We start from the raw sequence: 22,770 nt of genomic DNA, 5'->3' as shown, positions 1-22,770 counted from the left end.
AGACTAACGGCAGGCGAGAACGACCCAACTCTATGCAGGAATTGAGAGAGACGGCAAAATCAAAGTAGTCAGAGATTAAGCAGACTTTTTGTTGTTCGCTTTGGGTTTGCGAAATCGTTTTCTGACGGTTGGATAGCGAATGCGCCGAGAACGGGGTTGACCTGGAGTCCAACCCGGTGACTTTCCACGGGGTTTGGGTGCAGGGGCAGGTGTTCCAATCACGACTAAAACTTGTGCAAACGCATTTGCTGTGCGACCCGGTGAGAGGTTGGGTGAGGATTTTTGCCAGGGCAGAGGTGAATCTTGCACATCCGGTCGGGCTAACCATAACTGCCAAGTCAGCAGGGGCATTAAGTCGCTCCAACGTTGCGAGGCTTCCGGGGTGGACAACTGGGGCAGTGTCCAATGTAAGCGTTGTTTGGCAAAGCGATACCAATGATCAATCGCAAAGCGACGCAAGTATTGCTGCCAAAGCGTTGCTAGTTGGGGGAATTCTAGTCCTACCCAAATCAGCCACAAGGGTTTGAGCGAGCTATCCTTTGAACTGCTCACTCGCTCAACGCGAATCAAGGACAATCCCTGCTTTGCTGCCTGTCTCAAATGCAAGCCATGCCAGATTTGTAATCGCAGTTGTCCCCATTTTTCGTCCTCTACCGATTGTGCCTCATCGGGTTGCCACCAACTGGTCGGCTCATTGAGCTTGAATTTGTCGCCATGTTTGCGGGGTCGTCCGATGCCTGTGTAAGGGGGAGGCGCACCATAGAGCACCCGGTTTGAGCGCAGTCGGATCAACTTGTCACAACTCAACTCAGCCGTTTTCAATAGGAAGGGGGCACAGCCATACTCGGCATCCCATAACGACAAGGGGCGAGTTGTTAATTTCTGACAGACCTGAGCCAGTTGAGTGGCGGCCTTTTCAATGGGTGTGTCGGCACTGGTAATGCGTTCATGCAGCAACGGGAGTGCCCAACTGCCTTGAGTCTGGGGAATCCAAGCAATCGTGCTATAGCCCTGTCCTAATGTCACGGGTTTGGCTCCACGCATTGGGGTTGCCTGGTGTTCATAGGTGCGTTCTCGCAGGGTTTCTGCCTGCAGTCTTGACCATGCCGTGTGGTCTCGAGAGTGTCAATTTTTTTGTGTAAGGCTTAGAACTGAGGAAAGCGATCGGGGAACTCAATGGCAAAACGCATGAGTGCTGCTTTCCAATCGCGGATCGGCATCGTCCACTTTTTGGCAATATTGTTAAGCGCCAAGTAGAGCAGCTTGTAGACCGATTCCTCATTGGGGAAGCATCCCTTTGTCTTGAGCACCTTACGCAACGAGCGATTGAGCGACTCGATTGCATTGGTGGTGTAAATCACTTTGCGAATGTCTGGTGGATAGTCAAAGAAGGGGATGATGTTGTTCCAGTGACGCAACCAGATCTGGGAAATCGTGGGATAGAGCCTGTCCCACTTATCAGCGAAGTTTTCTAGTGCGGTCTCAGCCTCCTCTACCGTGGCCGCTTGATAAATCGGCTTGAGGTCGGCAATGACTTCGGCTTGGCTGCCCCAGGGCACATAGCGCAAAGAGTTGCGAATCAGATGCACGATACACAACTGCACTCGTGTTTTGGGAAAGACCGCTGCAATCGCATCGGGGAAGCCTTTGAGTCCATCTACACAGGCGATGAAAATGTCTTCTACGCCGCGATTCTTGAGGTCGGTCAGCACTTTGAGCCAAAACTTTGCCCCTTCATTGGCAGACATCCATAGCCCTAGGACTTCCTTAATCCCGTCAAGCGTTACACCTAAGACAACGTAAACGGCATGATTGCTCACCCGCCCGTCTTCTCGCACATGAACGTGAATGGCATCGAGGTAAACAATCGGATACAGCTTAGCCAGCGGGCGGTTCTGCCACTGACGCACCTCGTCACTGACCGCATCGGTGACTTGGCTAATCAACGTGGGAGAAACCTCCACCCCATAGAGTTCCTCCAGTTGCGCTTGAATATCTCGAGTGCTCAAGCCTCGGGCATACATTGCCATGATTTTGTCATCCAGCCCACTCAAGCGTCGCTCTCCTTTGGGCACCAAAATCGGCTCAAAGGTGCTGTTACGGTCGCGGGGAATCGAGAGTGCCAATTCTCCACAGTCTGCTTTGACGGTTTTAGAGGAGTACCCGTTACGACTATTGCGACGCTTGCTGGAACTGGTTTCTTCAGGAGGCGGAGCTTGGACTTCGGTTTCCAGGTGATGGCTCAATTCTGCTTGCAGTGCTCGTTCCACCAGTCGTTTGGTCAGTTGTTTGAGCAGTCCTTGTTCTCCCAGGATTTGCTCGGGGGTGGAGTAATCGGCAAGCAGCTCATCCAGCAGGTGGTCTACTTTATCTTGGGGGCGACGACGGCGAGGCATGGGCGGTCTCCTGATGTTTGAACTAATTTTGACCGCTTACACAAAATAATTTACAGTCTCGTGGTCTCCGGCTAACACGATCTGCTCGTCTTGCGGCATCTGCTCCAGGTACACGTCCATCAATTGCTGTCGTGGCGGATTGCTATCTTGCAGCGATTCATACAAACTCGACCACTGCCGCCGAAACACGGGTGATAACGACAGTTCTGCAAATGAATAAACACTCCGGCTGACCAACACTGCATCCATCAGGTCAAATAGTGCATCTATACCATTGCCGATCAAGGTGTAGGCTTGATGTCGAAATGCTCGAAGCTTGTCAAAATGACTCATAGTCAAGTGATTTGATACGTCCTTGACTATTAAGCGACTAGGTCGTTAGGTCTGGTCGCTTTTCTTAACCTTTTAGTCTAAACTCCAGTAGCGAAGGGGAGCGTTATCAAAGGCTTGGGCGATCGCCCACCATGCAGGCTTGCGCTCTAGGTTTTCGTCTAGCGGCAGGGGACGCACAGGCAGCCCGTCTTCGCGGGGCTTGAACTCCGACAGCCAAGTGTAACGATCGCTCAGCCCCCAAGTCAGCACTGCAATGACGGCTGGTTCGTCCAGCACCACATCCAGATATTCTCGATAGGCATCTGCCACTAGGCGATCGCGCTGTTCAATATCAGCGGGCAAACCCTGATCGCTCACGTCTAGTTCTGTGATCAGGATTTTAAGGCCCATACTGGCAATATCCCGCAAAAATTGCCTTAGCTTTTCGGCGTTGAATCGAGTTTCACTCGCTCGTAAATGAGACTGAATACCAAATGCTTGAATCGGTGTACCTTTTGCCTGTAGCCGTTCTAGCAAGCGCAAGGCAGCGTGACGTTTTGCCGCATGGCTAGACGTGTCATACTGTAGCCCATAATCGTTGTAGACCCGTAAAGCCTTTGGGTCGGCTTGGGCAGCGACACGAAATGACAGATCGATATATTCTTCACCTAAGAACTCAAGCCACGGACTTCTGCGAAGCCCATCGGGGCAACCGTCTGGAACTTCAATTGCCTCATTCACCACATCCCAAGAATGCACCTTTCCGGTATAACGGCCGGCAACAGACTCGATATGATGAATCAGATAGCGCTCCGCATTGCGCGAATTCACCGTTTCTGAAAACCATCGAGGCAGGGACAAGTGCCATACCAATGTATGGCCACGCATTTGTAGACTGTGTTTTACTGCAAAATCAAATAGCCAGTCGGTTTTAGTAAAGTCAAACTCAGTTGGAGAAGGACGCAAAGCTCGCCACTTCAGACCATTTTCTGGGACAAGAATTCTGCAATTCTCAACATATCTCGCAGCAAACTGAGCATCTGAGGACAGCATGGCGTAGTCTGAAGCTGCTCCATAGAGAAACCTTTTCTGGGATGCAACCTGTGCCAGAGAGTTGAAGCCTGCTGTAGCCAAAGTGCTGGGCGATAGACTGCGAGAGCCGAAGCCTTGGCGACTCCTTTGCCGAATCGATGAACAGCCCGCAATCGCTGCCCCAAGTCCGATTTGCAACAATCGGCGACGGCCGAGCCGGGATTGTATTGCCATAATTCCCTAGTGCTTAAAGGTCAACGCTACCGTTTCAGAGCCTTAAAACGTTGCTGGATGTGCTGCTTGAAGATTCGGTAAAAGAACAGCGGATTGCCCACAATGTATCGCCTCCACAACCGCCCCGGTTCCACCAGCAGCCTAGATAGCCATTCCAGCCCGCGATCGGTCATCCATTGAGGGCCTCGATAGACGGTTCCCGTATAGAAGTCCAGACAGGCTCCCAACGGTAAGAAAACTCGCGCATCGATGCGGTCAAAGTTATCCACAATCCATCTCTCTTGCAGCGGCATTCCGAAGCCCACATAAAACACGTCTGGCTGGAATCGGTTGATGTCTGCAATGACTGCATCATTTTCTGGGCCAGTCTTCGCAAAGTGCCCATGATGACCTGCAAGTCGGAGGTTAGGGGCGATCGCCTTCATCTGAGCCATCGCCTTGTCCACGACCCCTGGTTTTCCTGCAAGAAGATACAGCGAAAGATCGTGCTGCTCACACAAAAGAACCAGGCTTTCGATATAGTCTGGACAAGTCATGCGGTGACTGCCCTTAACAGAATAGCCCAGCATCTTTGCGCCTAAAAGAACCCCAAATCCATCGCAAAAAACCAGTTCTGAACGATTAATAAAATCACGATACCAAGGCAGGTCATAGGCAAAATTCATGCCACGAGTATTAACGTTGCCAATGACTGTCTTCCTGTCTTGCTTTGCATATTCAACAATGGAGTTGAGAAGATCACAAACCGTAATCTTGTGAAACTTTGTGCCGAGGATGCGAATCTCCTCGAATAGAGCATTGCTAACAACCATGATGATCACCGCTTTGTGGCAGTACGCTGTGTGGCAGTAGACGAATAAATATTGGTTAGCGCTTTCCAATAGCTATCTGCGCCAAATGGAAGGACACTCTCGCGAGCAGCTTGTCCAAGGCTAGTTCGGAGAGCGTTATTCTCAAGCAGCGACCGAATTGCATCCGCAATCTGATAGATATCTCCAGGCTCCACTAAAATTCCGTTCTCTTTATGCTTGATGAGTCCAGGAATACCCCCTACAGGGGTAGTAATGATTGCCAGTCCCCAGCTCATAGCCTCCAGCAAGGCCATAGGCAGACCCTCGTTATAGGAAGGGAGGATAAAAACGCTGGCTTCTCTGGAAAGGGCTTCGCGTTCTTGAGGGCTGACCCAATCTCTGACAATAACAATGTGATCTAGCCCAAGTTCTAAAACAAGCTCACGCAGTTTTTCTGTTTCGCCATCACCAGCCATTACGAGCCGCAATCGAGTGCGATCGCACGCAGGCAGATGAAGCAGTGATTGCACCAAGTCGAACGCACCTTTGCGCTGACCGATACGCCCAAAAAAGACAAACAGAACCTCATTATCCCGACCACCAATCCGCCGAGGGATTTGATCGGGAATTCTAACTGCATTAGGTAGTACCGATACGTTTTGTTCCTTTAGCTTTAGCGCTTCTACATAAAACCGTTTCCAACTTTCAGACAGCACAATAAATCGATCGCACTGACGATAAGTCCAACCTAGAAAAACTCTTAAAAAAATAGGCAAATGGCTATAAAACTCATGAAACTCTGAGCCATGCGTGTGCATAACTACAGGTTTGCCGAATAACTTGGACACCAACGTAGTGACAGACTGACGAAAGGCGCTGCCTCGCTCAGAAACATGAATGTGAACCAAGTCAATCTTTCCCAAAAGCAGCTTGCTTGATAAGTCAAAAAGTGATTTGAAAAATGCCAGAAGCTTCTTGGCTGGAGAACCGTCAACTAAGGTTGCGATATGCTCAATCTTAACCGTTGAATCGGCCTGTTCCAAAATCAACTGTTGGACGGAAACTATACCGCCCTTTCTAGAAAGGGCTTCCCCCAGCATTAAAATCTTCATATCATGGCTCCCCAATAATCCCAGCAAATAATCCCAGCAAAATATTCTGCTATTCGACAGAAGGCGTTAGCGTTCCCGCAGAAATCTCAACAGATTCCTCACCTCGTTGCGATCGCCGCCTGTAGGGCTGCAAAGAAACGCTAAGCGAAACAAAAAGAACCCAGTTCAGGCTATTGTTAACCATCAGTGATGATTCCGTCGAGTTGATCAAGCAAGTAAAAATCAAGTAGATCACCGACCACAGATATAGAGACGCTTCAGCCTGTCTAGATAGCTGAAAGCTTCGCATAAGCATTTGCAAGAGGCAGACTAAAAAAATTGCGGCACCTACAAATCCAAGCTGAATCCAAAGATCAATAAATCCGTTATGGGCATTGGGTGCAAGCCATCCATAGTCCTTCCAAACGACTGCACCAGGACTGTTCCAGTCTCCCCAAAAGCCGCTATATCCATAGCCCAAAATCGGTCGCTGTAAACCCTGACGAATGACAATAGGCCAAATATCTGCTCTCCCTGTCAGGGTTAGATCCTTGCCTACGGAACCAACGACCAGTTCCAGTAAATCCACTAAAAAGAGAGAGATAAAACAGCCAAGTGCGCCAAGCACACAAACCACCGGAATCATGATGCGTTCCGGCCATAGTGCGATCTTGATAACTATAAATATTAAGATCAAGGTAACAAAGTTGATTAAGGAAGAGCTAGAGGCAGACATGATGACCATGAGTGCAGAAACAGCTAGCCCTAACATTGGCATCCATGAGGCTCTGTTCTTCCTAGAGGAAAGAGATAGAAAGACAAGAGAACTCAAGACCATCATTTGCCCAAAGGGATTTTTGTGAATAAAAATGCCACGCCACGCGCCAGCGTGAATGCCAGCCATTCTGCCATAGCTTGGAAGAGCAATCACAAAAACAAGACTAAGAAATAGAATAATGCCAAATGTGATGCCAAGAAGATTAAGTTGCTCTTTTGGGCTAAATCGAGTACCGAAATAGACTCCAAATAATGTAGTGCCCAGAAGCGCGATCGCTCTTGTTTGCGTCAGGTTCGGCTGAGCAGACCAAAGGACTGAACATATCACCAGCCCAACGATGAGCAAAATGAGTGGAGTCTTGAAGAGACGTTGAATAAGATACTTCCATTTCCGCGCTAGGAGCAGAGCAGAAATGGCATAGTTCAACAGGAGTAGCTGTCGTATCAAAGCAAAATCGACATCCCTTAGAGAACCCTCAGTCCCCTCACTGTATCCTCCAGATAAGAAAAGTGCGAGGATGCCGCCAGCGTAGAGAATTAAGTAAGCGATAACAAATGCAAGTTCAAGGAATCGCCACAGACCCTTCACAGCTCCTCATCCTCCATCAAAGACTCAAGTCAACACAAGAAAAACTAGTCTGCGAACATATTATGCTAGAACCAGCTAGAGCTACGGTTGGCAACTTTAGACCAGACATATCGAGGGCCGCCCAGTGCATAGACACCGAGCAATCCGATAATTGTAAGATAGGTCAAAGTGGATATTGCTAGCACAACTATGAAGCCTGGATTGAACCGTTGCAGACCGATAAAAATAGGAAGCATCAAAGCGCATGTGAGGGCTGGGTAGTAAGTTACTTCTAGAAAATTGATTGAAAATAAGCGACGAATGGCAAATAGGAACTGAAGGAATGTCGAAATACTAACCAATAAAGCAACCGAGACTGCGCCAGCGAGCTGATATCTGGGCACTAAGAAAAAGCCAAACAAAGCCTTAATCGCCATTGTCACAGAACCTTCGCGCACATTAACCCTCTCTAATCCGTTTGCCATTAGCACAAATCCAAACGGACGGTTAAAGGATGCTAGAACTCTTGAGAACGAATAGACGGTCAGGATTATAGCCGCATCTCGGAAGCGCTCATCGCCGTAAACAAACTGTAGTAAATCTGCTCCAAAGAAGAAGAAGCCGATACAAGTTGGTAGCGCAATTGAAAGAAGAAGCCCGATTGCACTTTGAGCAATTTTGCGCTGCTGATCGGTTCCTTCTTGAACAGACTTAACCATCCCTGGGTAAACTGCCTGCATCAGGCTATCTGTAATGATTACAAAAGGCTGCATAAGCTGAATGATGCCGCCATACAGCCCAACTAAAAGCTCACTTCCTGCTAGGGATAGAATTAGAAACTCGAGCTTTGCATTAACGATTCCCAGGCTATCAATAGCGAAGAAATTAGCAGCAGATTTAAACTTTTCGAGCATAAAACCCAGGTCAAGTTTCCAGTTTATCTGCATTCCTCGAGTCAGCAAAACCCATTGAATTAGAAAAATTAATGTCTCCGAAACAACAAATATTAAAGCAATCATGTTTACCCCGTAACCTTGCTGCATTGCTACAATCATTGCCAAGATTCGGGAGATGTAAACAGGCACGTTAGCAGTGGCAATTAAGTGCATTCTTTCTTGCGATTGAAAGAACGCCTCAGTCATATTAGAGAGTGAGAAGGGGATAACGGCTGCACCGATGATGTAACAGGTCAGCCTCGTTGCAGGCTCATATGGGAGGATTGTTACAACTACAAGTAGGCTGGCGTAGCCCAAAATGCTAATAATCAGTTGAAGAACCGTGCAGTTTAGCAAATAGAAGGACTCATCTCTGGTGGACTCTGCTCCTTGAGCAATCATCCGGATCATCAGGTTTTTTAGCCCATGCGATGCTATACCCACGAAAATGTAGTAGAAGCTAAAGGCAAGCAAGTATCTCCCTAGTTCATCTGCGCCCAAAAAACGCGAGATAGATGCAGATAGCACGAAAGTCGCCACGCTCTGCACGACTCGATTGACGAGCATTGAGGCCGAGTTGCTGAGTAGCCTACGCTTATGTTGCATGCCTGTGCCACTTATATTCAGTAGAGGTCTTGCGTCTGATTCTGCATTGAGTTTCTGCTGAGCAGTATCGTCTGACATCGTCGGTGATATCGTCCGATATTTTTTAATATTATCTATGCCAAGTTTGCAGGCTGCTTGGCTGACTTGGTGAGGATACTTTTGTCAGGGCGATCGCCCCCTCCAAGTTCCCTCATACGGGCAGCAATTGTGCTTGCATAGACTTCCAAAGAATGGCGCTCCATCACAATCTGATAGGCTCGCTCCGCTCGTTTCTTTGCTTCGTCGGGGTTGTTGAGTAAATAGGATATTGCGTTTCGCAAGCCTTCAACGTCGCCCGGACGGACTGTGAGGATTGCATCTGGATCGAGATAAGAAGACAGTCCTTTTGTGGCAGTTGCAATGATGGGACGCTTGCAGGCCATTGCCTCAACCAATGAGGTAGAGCCAGCATGATAATCGCTCTCAAACACGCTCATTACAAAAATATCTGCATCTCGATAAAGCTGAACCAACTCTCCCATCTCGTAATAGCGAAATTCCATGTTGGCAGGAACCACATCTGGGAAAGACTTCTTCAAACGCTTTGCAAACCGAGACGCATCACACACCTTGACGTCTAAATCCATATCCTGTGTTGCAGCGGCAACTAGGCGATAATCTCGATTTTCTAGACCTGCGCTGGCAATAATAGGGCGCTTTTTATCTGAAGAAGGGAGTCCCGGTGTGAAGAAATCTGTATCAACGAACTGCGGCAGATACAGCACTCTAGATTTCGGGAGATTGAGATCTCTGCAAACCAGATCCTGCTGGAACTTAGAACCGACTACAAGCAGATCTGTAGACTTAGCAATCCTCAGCCATCTGGCTGTGAGCCGATTCCGTGGGCGATCAAAGTTCTGAAACAGCGAAACAACCTTAGGACGATCCTTCTTGCTGACACAGTAAGCAGAGAAGGGTATGGATGAGTCTTCGGCATTGCAGAAGACAACATCATCAGAAGTAAGCTGGTTAGCAAGATACCTGGCTAAAGCCCAGTTTTCCGGCCGCCCTGCGAATAGCTTCGATCGCACCTTGTCTGCACTGCTTGCTTCTACATTGGGCATGTGTATACAGGCACCCAGTTTTTCCTGAAGCAGCGCAATGTAGTTTCGCGGACGCTTGCCGAGCTTCATCTCTTCATTAGTCTGCGCCCAGCGCGTCCCGCTAAGTACGATATGGTATTGCATTGCTTCAGCCACTCCTGATGTGAATTCCATAAATACAGGCAATGAATACACGCAGCCAGATAACTGGCTAGCAACATCCCAAAGAGCATCTATCTCAACGAATCAGGTAAGATAGACGCTCTTTCAACCTTATTGCGACTTTGCGGCGGAAGATCCAACTCCAGCACCGATCTGGGTAGCTCCAGATAGAGCCGTAGAAGAACTGCTGAAGTGGTACTTGCTGCCTGCATAGTAGAAGTAGCTATCAGGCTCATTGCGAACATCAACGCAGTTGAGTACCATGCCCAAAACTTGCTGACCAGACTGCTTCAGAAATTCCCTGGCTGCAAGGGCACGCGATGAATCGACAACTCCTGGGCGAACGATTAAAACCATGCCGTCAGTCATTTTCCCAAGAACTGCTGCATCGGCGATGCCTGCAAGAGGAGGCGTGTCAAAGAGAACAAAGTCATACTCTTTGAGGAAGTCATCAACCAGGGCGGCCATACGCTTGGAGTCTAATAGCGCAAACTGGGTTAGGAGGGCACAACACCACTAGGCAGGACATATAAGTTCGGCATAACTTCCTGAATTACCGAATCGCTGGAAACCTGATCAACCAGAAGATTACTCAAGCCCGCAGCATTGACTAGGTTCCAAGTGTGATGCTGCGCGGGTCGGCGCAGGTCAGCATCCACCAAAAGTACCTTTCGACCGAGCTGAGCCAGCGTTGCTGCCAGATTGGCAGCGACTTCGGACTTGCCTTCTTGAGCCACTGAACTCGTGATAACGAACGATCGCACTGCTTTGTCAGAACTCAGGAACTTGAGATTGGCTTGCAGCATTTGGTAAGACGCAGCGATTGGAGACTGCGGCATATCCTGAACCACAACGCGGGGTGCAGGATGATCCAAAGCACCCAGGGCTGGACTGGATTTTCCAGCTCGGGTAAAGACAGGAATCACGCCCAGGAGGGTATAGCCAAGGGCTTCTCTGGCCTCCTTCACGGTCTTGATTGAGCGATCAAACAGGTCGATGCCGAAGGCTGTCGCAACTCCTAAGAGCATTCCTGAGAGCGCGCCAGCAGCCAGGAAAAGCTTCTTTTTGGAGGGAAGCGGCTCGTCGGGCACTGTAGCAGATGACACAACGCGGACATTGCCGACATTCTGGTTCTCTGCGACCTGAATCTCCTGAAGCCTGACCAACAGGGCTTCGTAGGTCGTCTGGGCTGCGTTGAGGCGGCGCTCTAGCTCTCGCTGCTGCTGTTCTAGCCGAGGCAGCGAGCCTGCCCGTTGCCGATAAGCGCTGCTGGCTTGTGCCAGAGTTTGTAGGCGGAGTACAATCCCTTGGCGCTGCACTTCCAGTCTGACCAATTCACCAATCAGATCTTGCTGGAGCGCTCCAGCCTGTAGATCATTCCGGATGTTGTTCCAGTCGGATCGAGCGACACTGATGGCCCGACTTCTCAACAGGTCTTCCAGGGACTGAACCCGACGCTGGAGGTTGGCGATCGCCGGGTGGTCTTCGGTGTAGCGAGTCCGCTCGACGGCCAATTCCTGTTGGGCGGTCTGTAGCTGAGTCAGCGCTTCCTGAACACCCGGAGACTGGCTCAATGCAGCAATCACAGTTGCTCGACGAGGGTCAGCACCAACGCGCCCTTGCAGTTGAGCCAGACGGGCAGACGTGTCAGATAGTTCAGCCCTGGCCTGAGTGACTTGGTCTTCTAGCTTGGAAATAATATTGACGGCTTCCTGTGCTTCACTTTCCAACAGAACCACGCCGTTCTCTTCCTTGAAGCGACGCAGATCAGAGTCTGCTGCCCTCACAGCAGCTTCTGTTTTGGGTAGCTCTTTGGCGATAAACTCTCGGGCGGCAGCGGCCTCAGCGCGATTCACGAGAACGTTGTTTTTGGTGTAGACCTCGACTAAGCGGTTAATCACGGCTGCGGCTTCTTCAGGATCATCTGAGGCGTAGGTCACTCGCAATAGATCGGTCGCCGGGATTGATCGAGCCGTTAACTTTCCGACGAGATCTTTGACTAGCATTGGGTTGCCGTTTTCGTCTCGAAGATCGAGCGATCGAATAACCTCAGAAACAATTGGAGCAGATTGAATAATCTGCGCTTGACTATCGACTGGGTTGCTCTGTAGGGTTAGCTTTTCTAGCTCACCTAGCCCCTCACCGATGCCTGTCAGCCTTGAGGTGGCGCTTGACCGGACTTGAAGCAACGTCTCGGCTTCATAGGAAGGTTTCTGACGGAGCGCGATCGCCGCAGACAACACAGTCAACGTCAGAAACACAGAAGTCGCTGGCAGCCAGCGCCGCTTCAACACGTTCCAGTATTTCTGAAAATCTATTTCCTCGTAATAGTCTTGGGAAGCTAAAGACATAAAAACACCTTCTACAAAGACCGAAGTTCTGACTAGAAACCGTCCCGCTCCTAAATGTCCGCTAAGCTCAAAGTCACCTGCTGTCAGAGGGCATCCATTCCTCAGAAACCAGGCATCAAGCAATAGACCCACCCTTTCGAGTCTGCTAGAGCTTGTCTAAAGCCCATAAAGCCCACCTGTAGATGCTCAGGAGACTGCCTTCAACCAAGCCTCATCCAAGTCATCCGGAAACTCTCACTCCACCTCTGAATATCCTCATAATTCATTGGCTTGTGGCAATTACGCTAGTAAAAATATCTATCTTTATGGCACCTTAACAGTGTTTCCGTAGTTTTCTGAACTTCCAATAAAGCTCTAGCAAAGGCAGAGAAAAAACAGCTTAGGCTTTACGTTAAATTACAGAGTCAGCCAACCGTTGAAGCCGCCTAAATTCGATCTCTTCAAACTCAATCCTTTAGATACAGCTGATATTTCTTTAAGGTTTCTTTATTTCTCTCTCAATAGCAATTTTGAATGGTTTCAGGACTTACGCGCTTGCGATCAGCTTTCTGGATTTTGGACGATTTCTCGCGGGCTGCGCTCGCGAGAAATCGTCCAACTGCGTAAGTTCTAGGTTTGCGAGAATAGCAGCAGATTACGCCGGTGTCATAGCTGCATTTGGGGCTGCACTCGGAGCTGCATTCGGGGCTGCACTTGGGCAGGTTAAGACATAACCTAGAGAAATACTGATGCGTCTTCCCCCGTCAATACAATGGCTAAACCTTGCAGCGATGACTTTCGGTAAAAAGTGATACAGCCGATCGATCTGGATGGACTCAAGAGCACGATTGAAGGGGCATGCAATCGAACCGTGTTTGAAGCTTGGCTCGAAACCTGCTAGATTCCCCAACTACGCTCTGGGCAGTGGGTCGTCCTTGACAACGCGACGTTTCATCATAGGAAGCGCGTTGCCGAATTGATTGAAGCCGCGAGCTGCTGGGCGTTAACTAGACGTAGCGGACGGCTGTGCCGCTGACGGCGACCATCAGCATACTGCCACCGTTGCTAATGCCGATAGTTTCATAGTCGATGTCAATGGCGATCACGGCGTTTGCACCCAAGCGCTCAGCCTGTTCCACCATTTCGCGCATGGCGGTGTCTTTGGCTTCGCGGAGCGATCGCTCGTAGGCGGCCGATCGCCCACCCACAATGTCGCGGATGCCTGCAAAAAAGTCCTTGAAAATATTTGCGCCCAAAATCGCCTCGCCGCTGACGATGCCGAGGTGATCGACAATCTGGAGGTCGCCAATCTGACTGGCAGTGGTGAGCAAGATGCCGGGTTTCGGAGCCATTGGGTTTCCTCCAGTTGCAGTTTGTGGAAATTACGCTCAGGATGCAGGGCGCACGCCGAGATAGAGTTCGCTGACGCGGGGATTGTTGAGCAGTTCGGGGCCGGGCCCTTCGATGCGATCGCGCCCAGTATCCAACACATAGCCCCGATGCGCCATTGCCAGGGCTTTGCGGGCATTTTGCTCCACCAGCATAATCGCCATGCCCATTTGGTTGATCTGCCGGATGCGCTCAAACACGTCGTTTACCAAAATCGGCGACAGGGCTGCCGACGGCTCATCCAGAATCAGCAATTCTGGATCGAGCATCAGCGCCCGCCCCATTGCCAGCATTTGTCGCTCTCCACCCGACAGCGTTCCCGCCCGCTGCCGCCGCCGCTCCGACAGCCTGGGGAATGCGTCAAAAATTTTTTGCTTTAGGCTCTGCACGGAGCCGGAGCGCGTGAAAGCGCCCATCTCCAGGTTTTCTTCGATTGTCAGTGACGGAAACACATTAGCGATTTGCGGCACGTAGCACATCCCACGCCGCACAATCTGATCCGATTTCAGCCCGGTGATGTCTTCGTTGCGAAACTGAATCCGACCGCTGTGGGGCGTGAGCAGCCCAAAAATCGTCTTCGCCAGGGTTGATTTGCCTGCACCGTTGGGCCCTACCACCACCACAATTTCGCCAGGATACACACGAAAATTTATGCCCTGGAGAATATCGAGATCCTGGATGTAGCCTGCATAGACCGATTCGACGGTGAGCAAGGGAGCCGTGGGCATGGGGAATTGGGACCTAGGGATTTGGGGTCAGGCTAGGGCGTTTCTTGGAGGTCAGGACGTTCTTCAGGAATGATAGCGCCTTCAACCGGACACACTTGCAAACAGATACCACAATCGATGCAGGTGCTGAAATCAATCCAGTACCACTCGGTTCCCTTGTTGTTTTTGCCGGGGCCGGGGTTGATGCAGGCAACGGGGCAGGCATCTACACAGTCGGCAACGCCTTCACAGACGTGGGTCACAATGGTATGCGGCACAGTGTTCTCCTCTCAGACAGATCGCAGGCAGATAGCAGGCAGTAGGATTGAGGTCAGCCTATAGGGCTGTCTCAGTCCCTCACCAGGATTATGATCTCGCTTGGGCTTAGCCAAGGAATCCATCCAAGGTCATGAAAGCTAGATTTGGCAAGGCTTTACAGGACTATTCTACAGGTTATTTCTCAGGTTGTTTTTCAGGTTGTTTTTCAGGGCGATCGCCCCAATAGCGGCTCAACCTCTGGCGTGCCGTCGGCGGCGATCCAGGCGATTTGCCCAATGCGGCGATCGCGGGCGTATTGACGAGTCGCTTCTTCGCTGTCGCGCGGCATCAGGTCTACCTCTACGCGCACCAGATGAGCCGAGTCGCGAATCGTCTGGGCGTAGGCAAAGGCAGCGGCGATCGCCTCTGGGGCTTTGGGAACGACGAGCCAATCGCTGGGTGGCGTTTGGGCAGGCAGTTGTCCGGTGGGCAATAGGACTTGATGCAGGTCTTCAATGTTGAAGGTGAAGCCGATGCCGGGACAGGTTTGCTGCTGGGGATGATAGAGCGACAAGAGCTGGTCATAGCGGCCGCCCTGCCCCAGCACGCGCTGTCCGCTATCGCCGCTGCTGACAACCTCAAACACAATGCCCGTGTAATAGTCAAAGGTTTGCACCAGACTGAGATCCAGCACCAGATTGGGGGGCGAGCGGTGTTCGCGGCTGAAGCTGTCGTGCAGCAGTTCCAGCAAGGACTTGAGCGCGTTCACGGTATTCCGCTGCTGGTCATCCAGATCCAGCGCCGACACGCGCTGAATCACGTCCGCAGGCCGACCCCGCAAATCCAGCAGCAGCAGCGCCCGCTCGCGTAGTTCTGGGCTGAGGGGGAGGGCTTCAAGCTGGAGTCGATCGAGATAGGCGATCGCCCGTCGCACCGATTCTCGCACCGAGGCTGGAAACACCGAAAGGAGCGATCGCGTCAGCCCCGCCTCGCCCAGAATCAGGTGCCAGTCTGTTAGCCCCAGGTTGCCAATGCAGTCACTCAGCAGCAGCAGCACCTCGGCATCCGCTGCGCTCCCGTCTGCCCCCAGCAGTTCTACACCTGCCTGATAAAACTCGTGCTGGCTGCCCATGCCGCTGCGGGGCGATCGCCGAAAGACATTAGCGTTGTAATACAACCGCTGCGGATAGGTCATTCCGGCTAGGCGTGTGGCCGCTGCGCGGGCAATTGAGGCCGTTAACTCTGGGCGCAGTCCCAGTTCTTCCTCGTCGCGATCCTGCACCAAAATCACGGTCGAGCGCTGCACCGCGCCGCCTGCCATCAGCGTGTCAATTCGTTCCAGGGTCGAGGTAATGATGCGATGATAGCCCCAGCGGTGAAACACCTGCTGCACCCGATCCTCAATCCAGCGCTTTTGAGCCACGTCCAGCGGAAACAAATCCCTGGCTCCTGTGGGGGGTTGGTACACCATTGATGAGTTTGTAATGAGTGGGTGATAGGCGGGACAGTTGGGTTCAGATTCCGTTTGCCGCCTATTTCTTCTTACCACCAAACAGGCCAAACAACCCGCCGCCCGACTCGGGCTTGCCTTTGGGGGCTGGTTTGCCCTTAGGCGCAGGCTTGCCCGGTGTCGGCTTTGCGGCTTTAGGGTCAGCTTTTGCAGCCTGGGCACTTGCAGCGGCAAACGCAGGGTCAACTCGGCGCAACCCTTCCTCCGCTGCGGCATCTTTTGGATTCAGCTCCAGCGCCTTGCGGAAATGAATCTTGGCCATCGTGGGCTGGTTTGCCCGCAGATACACTGCCCCCAGTCGGCTGTGGATGCTGCCGTTCTTTGGCGCAATCTGGAGCGCATCCCGCAACTCTTTGACCGCGCTGGGATAGTCTTGCTTGGTTTCAAACTCCTCTGCCCGTCGCAAATAGGAGGCCAACACCGATTCTCGGCTGGGCGGCGCTTTGGCGGAGGGCGGTGGCGTGGGGGTCGGACGAGTGCCCGTGGTAGGGGTAGCGCTGGCTGCGGGAGTGCTGGTTGCCGCAGATTTTGCTGGACTGGTGGCGGCTGGCGTAGGAAACTCGCCCTTGCCTGCCTTCCGCATCAGGTACACCAGATTTAGCTCGCTAATCTGTCCAGTAATTTCTTCAGTTTTATCCAGATGGGTGTATTGCTCGTCTGCCAGCCGCTTTACCGCCTGCCGGTAGGCACTATCCAACTCGCCGTAGGTGCTGGCCAGGCTGCGGGCTGCGTCACTTTGCAGCAAGATCGTTTCCTGCTGATTTAGCGCCTGCTGCCCCTTCAGTTTCAGCACTACCAGATGTTCGTTGAACTTCTTTTCTTTGGACAGTTCCTCATAGGCCGGATTCACCAGCTTGGACAAGAACTCTGATGCTCGCTTGCGATCGCCCTCTGACTCTCGGCCTGAGCTGTCTGGGTGGAGGCGCTGCGCCAGCCGCAGATACTTTTTGCGAATGTCCTTAGGGTCAGCATCCACAGGCACGCCCAGCACCGCGTGATAATCTGAGCAACCCAAGCCAAATAAGCCCGATTCGAGATTAAACGACATCAGCGCTTCTCAACTCATTCCCTAGCCAAAGTTCCCTCTAGTGTAGCCGGATTGCTCTGCGCGTGGGTCATGGTTTACCAGATGTTTGCAGGGAAATGTCTAAGCCCGCCAGGTGGCTGGGTCAAATTCGGGCAGGGGCTGGATGGCTTGTAGTGCCTGACTGAGGGCGGTGTGAATCCGTCCGTTGGTCGCTAGAATGCGCCCGGTGGCAAAGTCAAAGGGGCCGCTGTCATAGGCCGTCACCTGACCGCCTGCTTCTTCTACTAGCACGATGCCCGCTGCCAAGTCCCACGGACTTAGCCCCCGCTCCCAGTAGCCATCTAGCCGTCCGCAGGCGACGTAGGCCAGATCGACCGAGGCGGAGCCGCCCCGGCGCACTCCTTGAGTCAGGTGGGTCAGTTGGCAAAACTCGGCATAGTTCGTATCGATCGTCTCGCGGCGATCGTAGGCAAAGCCCGTGACGAGGAGGCTTTTTGACAATTCTGCCGTGTGGGAAACGCGAATTGGCTGGCGATCGCGCGTCGCGCCCAATCCCCTTGCCGCCCGAAACAGCTCATTGAAAAAGGGGCAATACACCACGCCGACCTGTGGCTGCCCCTCGATCAGCAGCCCAATCGACACAGAATACATCGGGTATTGATGGGCATAGTTCGTCGTGCCATCCAGCGGGTCGATCGCCCAGAGAAACTCGCTTTTGCTCAGGCCGACGTTTCCCGACTCTTCCGCCAAAATGCCGTGATTCGGAAAATGCCGCGTCAAAATCTCCAGCACCACCGCCTCCGAAGCCTTGTCTGCCTCGGTCAACAAGTCGCCGGGTCGCCCCTTTTCCTGCACCGAATCCAGCTTGCCCCAATAGCTCTGGAGGACGGCTCCGGCTGCAAGGGCAGCTTCAGTGGCAATGTCGAGGAAGATTTGGAGATTGGGCATGGTGGTTTTAGAGGGATGGGGCGTTGAGGTGTTGAGAGGTCTTTCTCTCTTAGTCTTCTTCTAGAGGCAACGCGCGGCGGACGCGACCTTTGCCAAAGTAGCGGCCGAACTGGAGTTCGTAGACCTCGTCTTCGTCCTGGGTTTCCACTTCTAGATCCGTAAGGGGATAGCTGACGCAGAGGAGCGCGTAACCCTGGGCGCGGAGTTCGGGCGACAGGCCCATTGCTTCGGGCTGGTAGATATCGCCCGATCGCACGCGGACGGCGCAGGTGGTGCAGGCTCCGTTGCGGCAGGCAAAGGGCAGACGCACGCCTTGCTGTTCGGCGGTGTGTAGGATGTAGCGATCTTCGGGCACTTCGACGGTGTGCTGGGTGCCAGTCTGGCGATCGCAGATGTGAACCGTATGGGAACGAGGCATATTGGGGTTATGGAAGTAGGACGCGACTGCCTTGGAGATCATACGGCGATCGCCCCCTCCTTGCCAAAGATTCGGGTAGGGATTGGGTCGCAGAAATCAGACCGTTGGGCGGGTTAGGATCATGTTTCGGGATTAACTGGTGCTAAGGTCTGGTAATATAGAAATTCTGTGGATGAACTCTCCATTCATCACTGGTGGCTGTTGGGCTGAAAATATGCTGAGACTTGGCTGCAAGTAAGCCGAATCAGCAAGCGTATGGAGAGATGGCCGAGTGGTTGAAGGCGCAGCACTGGAAATGCTGTTTAGGGGTAACTCTAACGAGGGTTCGAATCCCTCTCTCTCCGTTCTCTGTAGTTGAATCGTAGTTGAATCCGATTGATCGGGTTTAATCCTTGCTATTTAGACTTCCGGGTATCCGGGTTCCCACCGCTGAGCGCTACTTCGCAGCAGGGGCAGTTTTATTCTGCATTCGCATCCGCTCGAAGCTGAGTCCCAGCACGCCTAGCGTGACGACCACAATGCCAATCCACTGCACAGGCTGAAGCTGCGTGCGCTCGCTCGGCGTAATCAAATAGGCCAGCAGGGCAGTCAGCACTGGGCCGCTGGCAGAAATAATCGAGGCGCGGGCAGCCCCCAGCAGGCGCACACCCAGGTTGTTGAGCAGATAACCCAGCAGCGTCAGCGTGCCCAGTACCAGCCCGCCCAGCAGTAGCCCCAGCAGGTGATCCGGCGGCTCCTCCACGCCCAGTAGCAGCAGCATAATATTCGCCAGCACAAAGATCGTGAAGAACTGCACCACGCTAACGGGCACTGGATGCAGCTTTTTGCCAAAGCTGACCTGCATTGTAATCAGGTACAGCGCAAAGAAGATGCCCGACAGAATGGCGAAGAAAATGCCGTTGGTGGACACGTTGGTAGCCTGCATTAACCTAGGCAGCGCCGTCAGCACCACTCCCGACAAAATTGCGAACAGCACCACCCATCGCAGCGGCGTGGGGCGATCGCGGAATAGCAGCCACGCCAGCGGCACTAGGATCAGCGGATACATGAACAAAATCGTCACGGCGACCCCCGGCCCCGTCGCGGCGATCGCAATGTAGATAAACACCTGCGAGAGAAATAGACAGGCTCCGCTGCCCACAACGTAGCCTTGCAGAGCGCGATCGCGGCTCAGGGCAAAGCTGCGAATATCGCGCCAGGCGTTGGGATAGAGCCAGCGGGCGATCGCCACCATCACAGGCACCACCACCACCATCCGCAGCCACAGCACCAGCAGCGAGTCATTAAAGCTATCCAGCGTGATCGAGCGCGGCAGGCTAAATAGCCCAAAAATGCTGGTTTGTCCGCCGATGATGCCCACCACCACGTTGTGCAGCGACAGGGCAAGCGTGGAAAGCAAAATCAGCACCAGTCCCACCTGCGGCTGAGCTAGATGAGGCAAGCCGCCTGCGAGAGAACCCAACTTGGGTGATTCGCGTAGCGATCCCTTCGAGAATCGCCCAGCAGTTCGTCCAGAAAGTCGGCGGGGCGCTCTGCCCTGTTGCCACACCCAGTAGGCCAGCCCCGCCGCCAGCGTCAACAGCAGCAGCGGCATAGTTCCCACCGACAGGCCCGTACCGCCGCCCAGCAGCGCCGCAATCAGCTTGCCCAGCATGGCCACACCCGCCAGAATCAGCAGCCCCGCCAGCACGATGCCCGCTAGCGTCGAGACGCTAAAGGGATTTGACGAAACGGTAACCGTTGGCGTGGGCCGGGGAGTCGGCGCAATCGGGGGAGAACCGCTATCAAGCGATGCAGGATCAGGCGATACATTCGGCGGCGCTGGCGGCTCGGACGCTCGCCCAGCATAACCATTCGGAGCAGCCTCGCCACCCGTCGTCGTCAATCCGCCGGGGGATGGAGCAGATGGATTGAACAGGCTCGGTTCTGGCAAGCCTGGGCGGGCGGGCGATGAAACGGGTTCCGACGTTAGCGTGGAAGACGTTTGCGTCGTGGAATAGGCGGCAGGCTGGCTCGGCGAAACGGTTCCCACGGCTTGAAGCTGCTGATTCAGACGGCTGACCAGGGCCTCAAGCAGCGCCTCGCCTTGCTGCTCTAGGGTTTGCATCCGGTCGATTTGCTGCGACAGCCCGCTGTGATAGACATTTAGGTCGCTTTGCAGCGAAGCTAGCGTTTGGCTCAGCGTCGCATCGAGCAAGGACAAGGCCTGCTGCGAGTTGGCAGATTGGGCAGCAGGCGGCAGGTTGGGCGCGACCGCCTCGCCCGGAAGCTGGCTAAGGCGCTGCGCCAGCAGGTTATAGAGATAGCCCGCCATTGTTTGGGCAAGCTGCTTGGCCCAGAGTTTTTGCTGGGCGATTTGCTGCTGGGTTAGGAAAATCTGATGCTGGCTTTGCAGGGCTTGCTGCTGACTTTGCAGCTTTTCAATTTCGTTTTGCAGGCGCGATCGCTCTGCCTGGAGCCGCGAAATATCCTGACTCAGACTGGACACCACATCTTGCTGAAGCGATCGCAAATCCTGCGTCACGTCCTGCAAAATCTGTTCCACCCCTTTGGAAGGAGGCGTTCCATTTCCAGGGTTGGTCTCGGTGTTCGACATTTCGCTGCCCTGATCAGGCTGATGTTCCAATTCCCCCATCGGTTTGCGACCCCAGGCTTGGTAAGATGGCGGCTACGATGCACTACCCTGCTCTCAGAGGTTAGCCCAAATTTTACGAAAGTGCTGTAAAAAGGGCGATCGCTCTGGAGAAATGCGTATGAATTCGGCCTGATTGAGTGTACCCGCAGCAGAGCGATCGCGCACCAAAATCTGAGAAAATCATCCCCTGACCCCAAATTTCCAATCCCCCATGCAGCCCAAGATCATCGTCCTCGACGACGACCCCACCGGGTCGCAAACGGTTCACTCCTGCCTGCTGCTGACGCGATGGGACGTAGACACGCTGCGGCTGGGGCTGGCAGATGAGTCGCCCATTTTCTTTGTGCTAACCAACACTCGCGCCCTGACACCGACCCAAGCCGATGCGGTGACGCGGGAGGTGTGTCGCAATCTGAAGCAGGCGATCGCCCTAGAGGGCCTTCAGGATTTTCTCATCGTCAGCCGCTCAGACTCGACGCTGCGCGGGCATTACCCCGTAGAAACCGATGCGATCGCCGAAGAATTAGGGCCCTTTGACGCACACTTCCTCACGCCCGCTTTTTTCGAGGGGGGCCGCTTTACCCGCGACAGCGTTCACTATCTGATGATCAACGGCGTGCCCACACCCGTTCATGAAACAGAATTCGCCCGCGATTCGGTATTTGCCTATCGCCACAGCTATTTGCCCGACTACGTTGCAGAAAAGACCCAGGGGCGGATTGCCGCCAATCAGGTCGAGCGGTTTCTGTTGGCGGATGTGCGGATGGGCGTGGTAGACAGGCTGCGGGCGCTCAGTGGAAACACCTGCGGCGTGGTAGATGCCGAAACTCAGGACGATCTAAACCGCTTTGCGGCAGATGTGCGGGTGGCAGTATCTCAGGGCAAACGCTTCCTGTTTCGCAGTGCGGCCAGTTTGCTGACGGCGCTGGCCAATCTGCCGCCCCAGCCCGTTGCCCCGGCAGACATGGCAACCTACGTGCGCGACGGCAAACCTGGCGCAGTCATCGTTGGCTCCCATGTGAAAAAAACGACAGAGCAGCTTGAGGTGTTGCTGCAAGCGCCGGGAGTTGTGCCCGTCGAGGTGGATATCGCCAAGTTATTGCCCGATTCCCCGATGTCCCGCGACGCGCTGCTGACCGACCTGCTGCACCAGGTTCACGCGGCCCACGCAGCAGGACAGACCCCCGCTGTGTTCACCAGTCGCCAAGAGTTGACCTTCGCCGACGCGCAGACCCGGCTAGACTTTGGGATGGCCGTATCGCGGCTGCTGATGGACATTGTGCGGGGGTTGCCCGCCGACGTGGGCTTCTTGATCAGCAAGGGCGGCATCACCTCCAACGACACGCTGAGCGATGGACTGGCGCTCACCAGCGCCCGCCTGCTGGGGCAGATTCTCCCCGGTGTGTCTGTCGTTCGCACCCCGCCCGACCATCCCCAGTTCCCTAACCTACCTGTGGTGCTGTTTCCTGGCAACGTGGGCGATCGCACGTCTGTCGCCGAAGCCTATCAGCGGCTATCTCAACGTTCCTGAGCTTGACAAGCCATCCAGAACCGCAAATCCA

20 protein-coding genes, 1 tRNA gene and 1 pseudogene are annotated in these 22,770 nt (G+C 53.3%); 3 read left to right on the top strand and 19 right to left on the bottom strand.

Features of this window, described 5'->3' with window-relative positions; translation table 11 throughout:
• Positions 1-75 precede the first annotated feature (75 nt).
• From O77CONTIG1_RS26100 to O77CONTIG1_RS10145, 11 genes are all read right to left on the bottom strand, one after another.
• Positions 76-1,044, bottom strand: a complete 969-nt coding sequence (locus O77CONTIG1_RS26100; protein WP_225894736.1) for a transposase — start codon at positions 1,042-1,044, stop codon at positions 76-78.
• Positions 1,045-1,145: 101 nt separating this feature from the next.
• A complete protein-coding gene (locus tag O77CONTIG1_RS10185; protein ID WP_068510290.1) occupies positions 1,146-2,396 on the bottom strand; it encodes an IS256 family transposase in 1,251 nt (416 codons plus the stop codon).
• Between the two features lie 36 nt (positions 2,397-2,432).
• Entirely contained in the window at positions 2,433-2,729 is a 297-nt protein-coding gene (locus O77CONTIG1_RS10180) for a hypothetical protein (RefSeq protein ID WP_068510288.1), read from the bottom strand.
• A 72-nt stretch (positions 2,730-2,801) separates the two neighbouring features.
• Positions 2,802-3,761 carry an endo-1,4-beta-xylanase gene (locus O77CONTIG1_RS10175; RefSeq protein ID WP_286132693.1) on the bottom strand — a complete coding sequence of 320 codons (960 nt, stop codon included), beginning with the start codon at positions 3,759-3,761 and terminating at the stop codon, positions 2,802-2,804.
• A gap of 239 nt (positions 3,762-4,000) precedes the next feature.
• On the bottom strand, positions 4,001-4,786 hold the full coding sequence (locus O77CONTIG1_RS10170) for a WecB/TagA/CpsF family glycosyltransferase (protein ID WP_084783006.1): 786 nt from the start codon (positions 4,784-4,786) through the stop codon (positions 4,001-4,003).
• Positions 4,787-4,791: 5 nt separating this feature from the next.
• Complete coding sequence (locus O77CONTIG1_RS10165) at positions 4,792-5,877, bottom strand: glycosyltransferase family 4 protein (RefSeq protein WP_068510285.1); 1,086 nt, start codon at positions 5,875-5,877, stop codon at positions 4,792-4,794.
• Between the two features lie 49 nt (positions 5,878-5,926).
• A complete protein-coding gene (locus tag O77CONTIG1_RS10160; protein WP_068510283.1) occupies positions 5,927-7,222 on the bottom strand; it encodes an O-antigen ligase family protein in 1,296 nt (431 codons plus the stop codon).
• 65 nt (positions 7,223-7,287) lie between these two features.
• Positions 7,288-8,820 carry an oligosaccharide flippase family protein gene (locus tag O77CONTIG1_RS10155; protein WP_084782483.1) on the bottom strand — a complete coding sequence of 511 codons (1,533 nt, stop codon included), beginning with the start codon at positions 8,818-8,820 and terminating at the stop codon, positions 7,288-7,290.
• Positions 8,821-8,855: 35 nt separating this feature from the next.
• Entirely contained in the window at positions 8,856-9,998 is a 1,143-nt protein-coding gene (locus O77CONTIG1_RS10150; RefSeq protein WP_068510279.1) for a glycosyltransferase family 4 protein, read from the bottom strand.
• 99 nt (positions 9,999-10,097) lie between these two features.
• Positions 10,098-10,454 carry a tyrosine-protein kinase family protein gene (locus O77CONTIG1_RS25480; protein ID WP_197673363.1) on the bottom strand — a complete coding sequence of 119 codons (357 nt, stop codon included), beginning with the start codon at positions 10,452-10,454 and terminating at the stop codon, positions 10,098-10,100.
• Positions 10,455-10,483: 29 nt separating this feature from the next.
• The gene (locus O77CONTIG1_RS10145) at positions 10,484-12,337 is read right to left on the bottom strand and encodes a GumC family protein (RefSeq protein WP_197673362.1); all 1,854 of its coding nucleotides are present in this window, start codon (positions 12,335-12,337) and stop codon (positions 10,484-10,486) included.
• An 823-nt stretch (positions 12,338-13,160) separates the two neighbouring features.
• Between O77CONTIG1_RS10145 and O77CONTIG1_RS26095 the strand changes: the two are divergent.
• Positions 13,161-13,313: pseudogene (locus O77CONTIG1_RS26095) on the top strand (transposase); the annotation flags it as partial.
• Positions 13,314-13,323: 10 nt separating this feature from the next.
• On the opposite strand, the gene O77CONTIG1_RS10140 reads toward O77CONTIG1_RS26095, so the two are convergent.
• The 7 genes from O77CONTIG1_RS10140 to O77CONTIG1_RS10110 form a co-directional block, all read right to left on the bottom strand.
• On the bottom strand, positions 13,324-13,650 hold the full coding sequence (locus O77CONTIG1_RS10140; RefSeq protein ID WP_068516363.1) for a heavy metal-binding domain-containing protein: 327 nt from the start codon (positions 13,648-13,650) through the stop codon (positions 13,324-13,326).
• A 54-nt stretch (positions 13,651-13,704) separates the two neighbouring features.
• Entirely contained in the window at positions 13,705-14,433 is a 729-nt protein-coding gene (locus O77CONTIG1_RS10135) for an ABC transporter ATP-binding protein (protein ID WP_068510277.1), read from the bottom strand.
• A 32-nt stretch (positions 14,434-14,465) separates the two neighbouring features.
• Positions 14,466-14,690, bottom strand: a complete 225-nt coding sequence (locus tag O77CONTIG1_RS10130; protein WP_068510275.1) for an indolepyruvate ferredoxin oxidoreductase subunit alpha — start codon at positions 14,688-14,690, stop codon at positions 14,466-14,468.
• A 206-nt stretch (positions 14,691-14,896) separates the two neighbouring features.
• Complete coding sequence (locus O77CONTIG1_RS10125; RefSeq protein ID WP_068510273.1) at positions 14,897-16,141, bottom strand: ATP phosphoribosyltransferase regulatory subunit; 1,245 nt, start codon at positions 16,139-16,141, stop codon at positions 14,897-14,899.
• A 61-nt stretch (positions 16,142-16,202) separates the two neighbouring features.
• Positions 16,203-17,228, bottom strand: coding sequence for a J domain-containing protein (locus tag O77CONTIG1_RS10120; protein ID WP_068510272.1), 1,026 nt, complete (start codon positions 17,226-17,228; stop codon positions 16,203-16,205).
• A gap of 99 nt (positions 17,229-17,327) precedes the next feature.
• Positions 17,328-18,155: an inositol monophosphatase family protein gene (locus tag O77CONTIG1_RS10115; RefSeq protein WP_068510270.1), complete on the bottom strand. Its 828-nt coding sequence runs from the start codon at positions 18,153-18,155 to the stop codon at positions 17,328-17,330.
• A 49-nt stretch (positions 18,156-18,204) separates the two neighbouring features.
• Complete coding sequence (locus tag O77CONTIG1_RS10110) at positions 18,205-18,615, bottom strand: 2Fe-2S iron-sulfur cluster-binding protein (protein ID WP_317134242.1); 411 nt, start codon at positions 18,613-18,615, stop codon at positions 18,205-18,207.
• 215 nt (positions 18,616-18,830) lie between these two features.
• Between O77CONTIG1_RS10110 and O77CONTIG1_RS10105 the strand changes: the two genes are divergently transcribed.
• Positions 18,831-18,917, top strand: a tRNA-Ser gene (locus O77CONTIG1_RS10105).
• Between the two features lie 92 nt (positions 18,918-19,009).
• Here O77CONTIG1_RS10105 and O77CONTIG1_RS10100 read toward each other — a convergent pair.
• A complete protein-coding gene (locus tag O77CONTIG1_RS10100) occupies positions 19,010-21,169 on the bottom strand; it encodes an EamA family transporter (RefSeq protein WP_225894735.1) in 2,160 nt (719 codons plus the stop codon).
• Between the two features lie 250 nt (positions 21,170-21,419).
• Here O77CONTIG1_RS10100 and O77CONTIG1_RS10095 point away from each other — a divergent pair, with 250 nt between their 5' ends.
• Positions 21,420-22,739, top strand: a complete 1,320-nt coding sequence (locus O77CONTIG1_RS10095) for a four-carbon acid sugar kinase family protein (protein WP_068510264.1) — start codon at positions 21,420-21,422, stop codon at positions 22,737-22,739.
• Positions 22,740-22,770: the final 31 nt, after the last annotated feature.

Source organism: Leptolyngbya sp. O-77 (genome assembly GCF_001548395.1).
Classification (GTDB): Bacteria; Cyanobacteriota; Cyanobacteriia; order Elainellales; family Elainellaceae; genus Thermoleptolyngbya.
Note: the sequence above shows the minus strand (reverse complement) of the source record. Positions and strands in the feature narration are given on the sequence as shown.

What these genes read in the sequence shown, in the direction of transcription:
- O77CONTIG1_RS10175 (WP_286132693.1), bottom strand. Translation starts at nt 3,761, where the DNA reads ATGCTGTCCTCAGATGCTCAGTTTGCTGCGAGATATGTTGAGAATTGC.
- O77CONTIG1_RS10095 (WP_068510264.1), top strand. Translation starts at nt 21,420, where the DNA reads ATGCAGCCCAAGATCATCGTCCTCGACGACGACCCCACCGGGTCGCAA.
- O77CONTIG1_RS10145 (WP_197673362.1), bottom strand. Translation starts at nt 12,337, where the DNA reads ATGTCTTTAGCTTCCCAAGACTATTACGAGGAAATAGATTTTCAGAAA.
- O77CONTIG1_RS10100 (WP_225894735.1), bottom strand. Translation starts at nt 21,169, where the DNA reads ATGTCGAACACCGAGACCAACCCTGGAAATGGAACGCCTCCTTCCAAA.
- O77CONTIG1_RS10135 (WP_068510277.1), bottom strand. Translation starts at nt 14,433, where the DNA reads ATGCCCACGGCTCCCTTGCTCACCGTCGAATCGGTCTATGCAGGCTAC.
- O77CONTIG1_RS10180 (WP_068510288.1), bottom strand. Translation starts at nt 2,729, where the DNA reads ATGAGTCATTTTGACAAGCTTCGAGCATTTCGACATCAAGCCTACACC.
- O77CONTIG1_RS10110 (WP_317134242.1), bottom strand. Translation starts at nt 18,615, where the DNA reads ATGATCTCCAAGGCAGTCGCGTCCTACTTCCATAACCCCAATATGCCT.
- O77CONTIG1_RS25480 (WP_197673363.1), bottom strand. Translation starts at nt 10,454, where the DNA reads ATGGCCGCCCTGGTTGATGACTTCCTCAAAGAGTATGACTTTGTTCTC.
- O77CONTIG1_RS10170 (WP_084783006.1), bottom strand. Translation starts at nt 4,786, where the DNA reads ATGGTTGTTAGCAATGCTCTATTCGAGGAGATTCGCATCCTCGGCACA.
- O77CONTIG1_RS10120 (WP_068510272.1), bottom strand. Translation starts at nt 17,228, where the DNA reads ATGTCGTTTAATCTCGAATCGGGCTTATTTGGCTTGGGTTGCTCAGAT.
- O77CONTIG1_RS10155 (WP_084782483.1), bottom strand. Translation starts at nt 8,820, where the DNA reads ATGTCAGACGATACTGCTCAGCAGAAACTCAATGCAGAATCAGACGCA.
- O77CONTIG1_RS10115 (WP_068510270.1), bottom strand. Translation starts at nt 18,155, where the DNA reads ATGCCCAATCTCCAAATCTTCCTCGACATTGCCACTGAAGCTGCCCTT.
- O77CONTIG1_RS10125 (WP_068510273.1), bottom strand. Translation starts at nt 16,141, where the DNA reads ATGGTGTACCAACCCCCCACAGGAGCCAGGGATTTGTTTCCGCTGGAC.
- O77CONTIG1_RS10185 (WP_068510290.1), bottom strand. Translation starts at nt 2,396, where the DNA reads ATGCCTCGCCGTCGTCGCCCCCAAGATAAAGTAGACCACCTGCTGGAT.
- O77CONTIG1_RS10150 (WP_068510279.1), bottom strand. Translation starts at nt 9,998, where the DNA reads ATGGAATTCACATCAGGAGTGGCTGAAGCAATGCAATACCATATCGTA.
- O77CONTIG1_RS10165 (WP_068510285.1), bottom strand. Translation starts at nt 5,877, where the DNA reads ATGAAGATTTTAATGCTGGGGGAAGCCCTTTCTAGAAAGGGCGGTATA.
- O77CONTIG1_RS26100 (WP_225894736.1), bottom strand. Translation starts at nt 1,044, where the DNA reads ATGCGTGGAGCCAAACCCGTGACATTAGGACAGGGCTATAGCACGATT.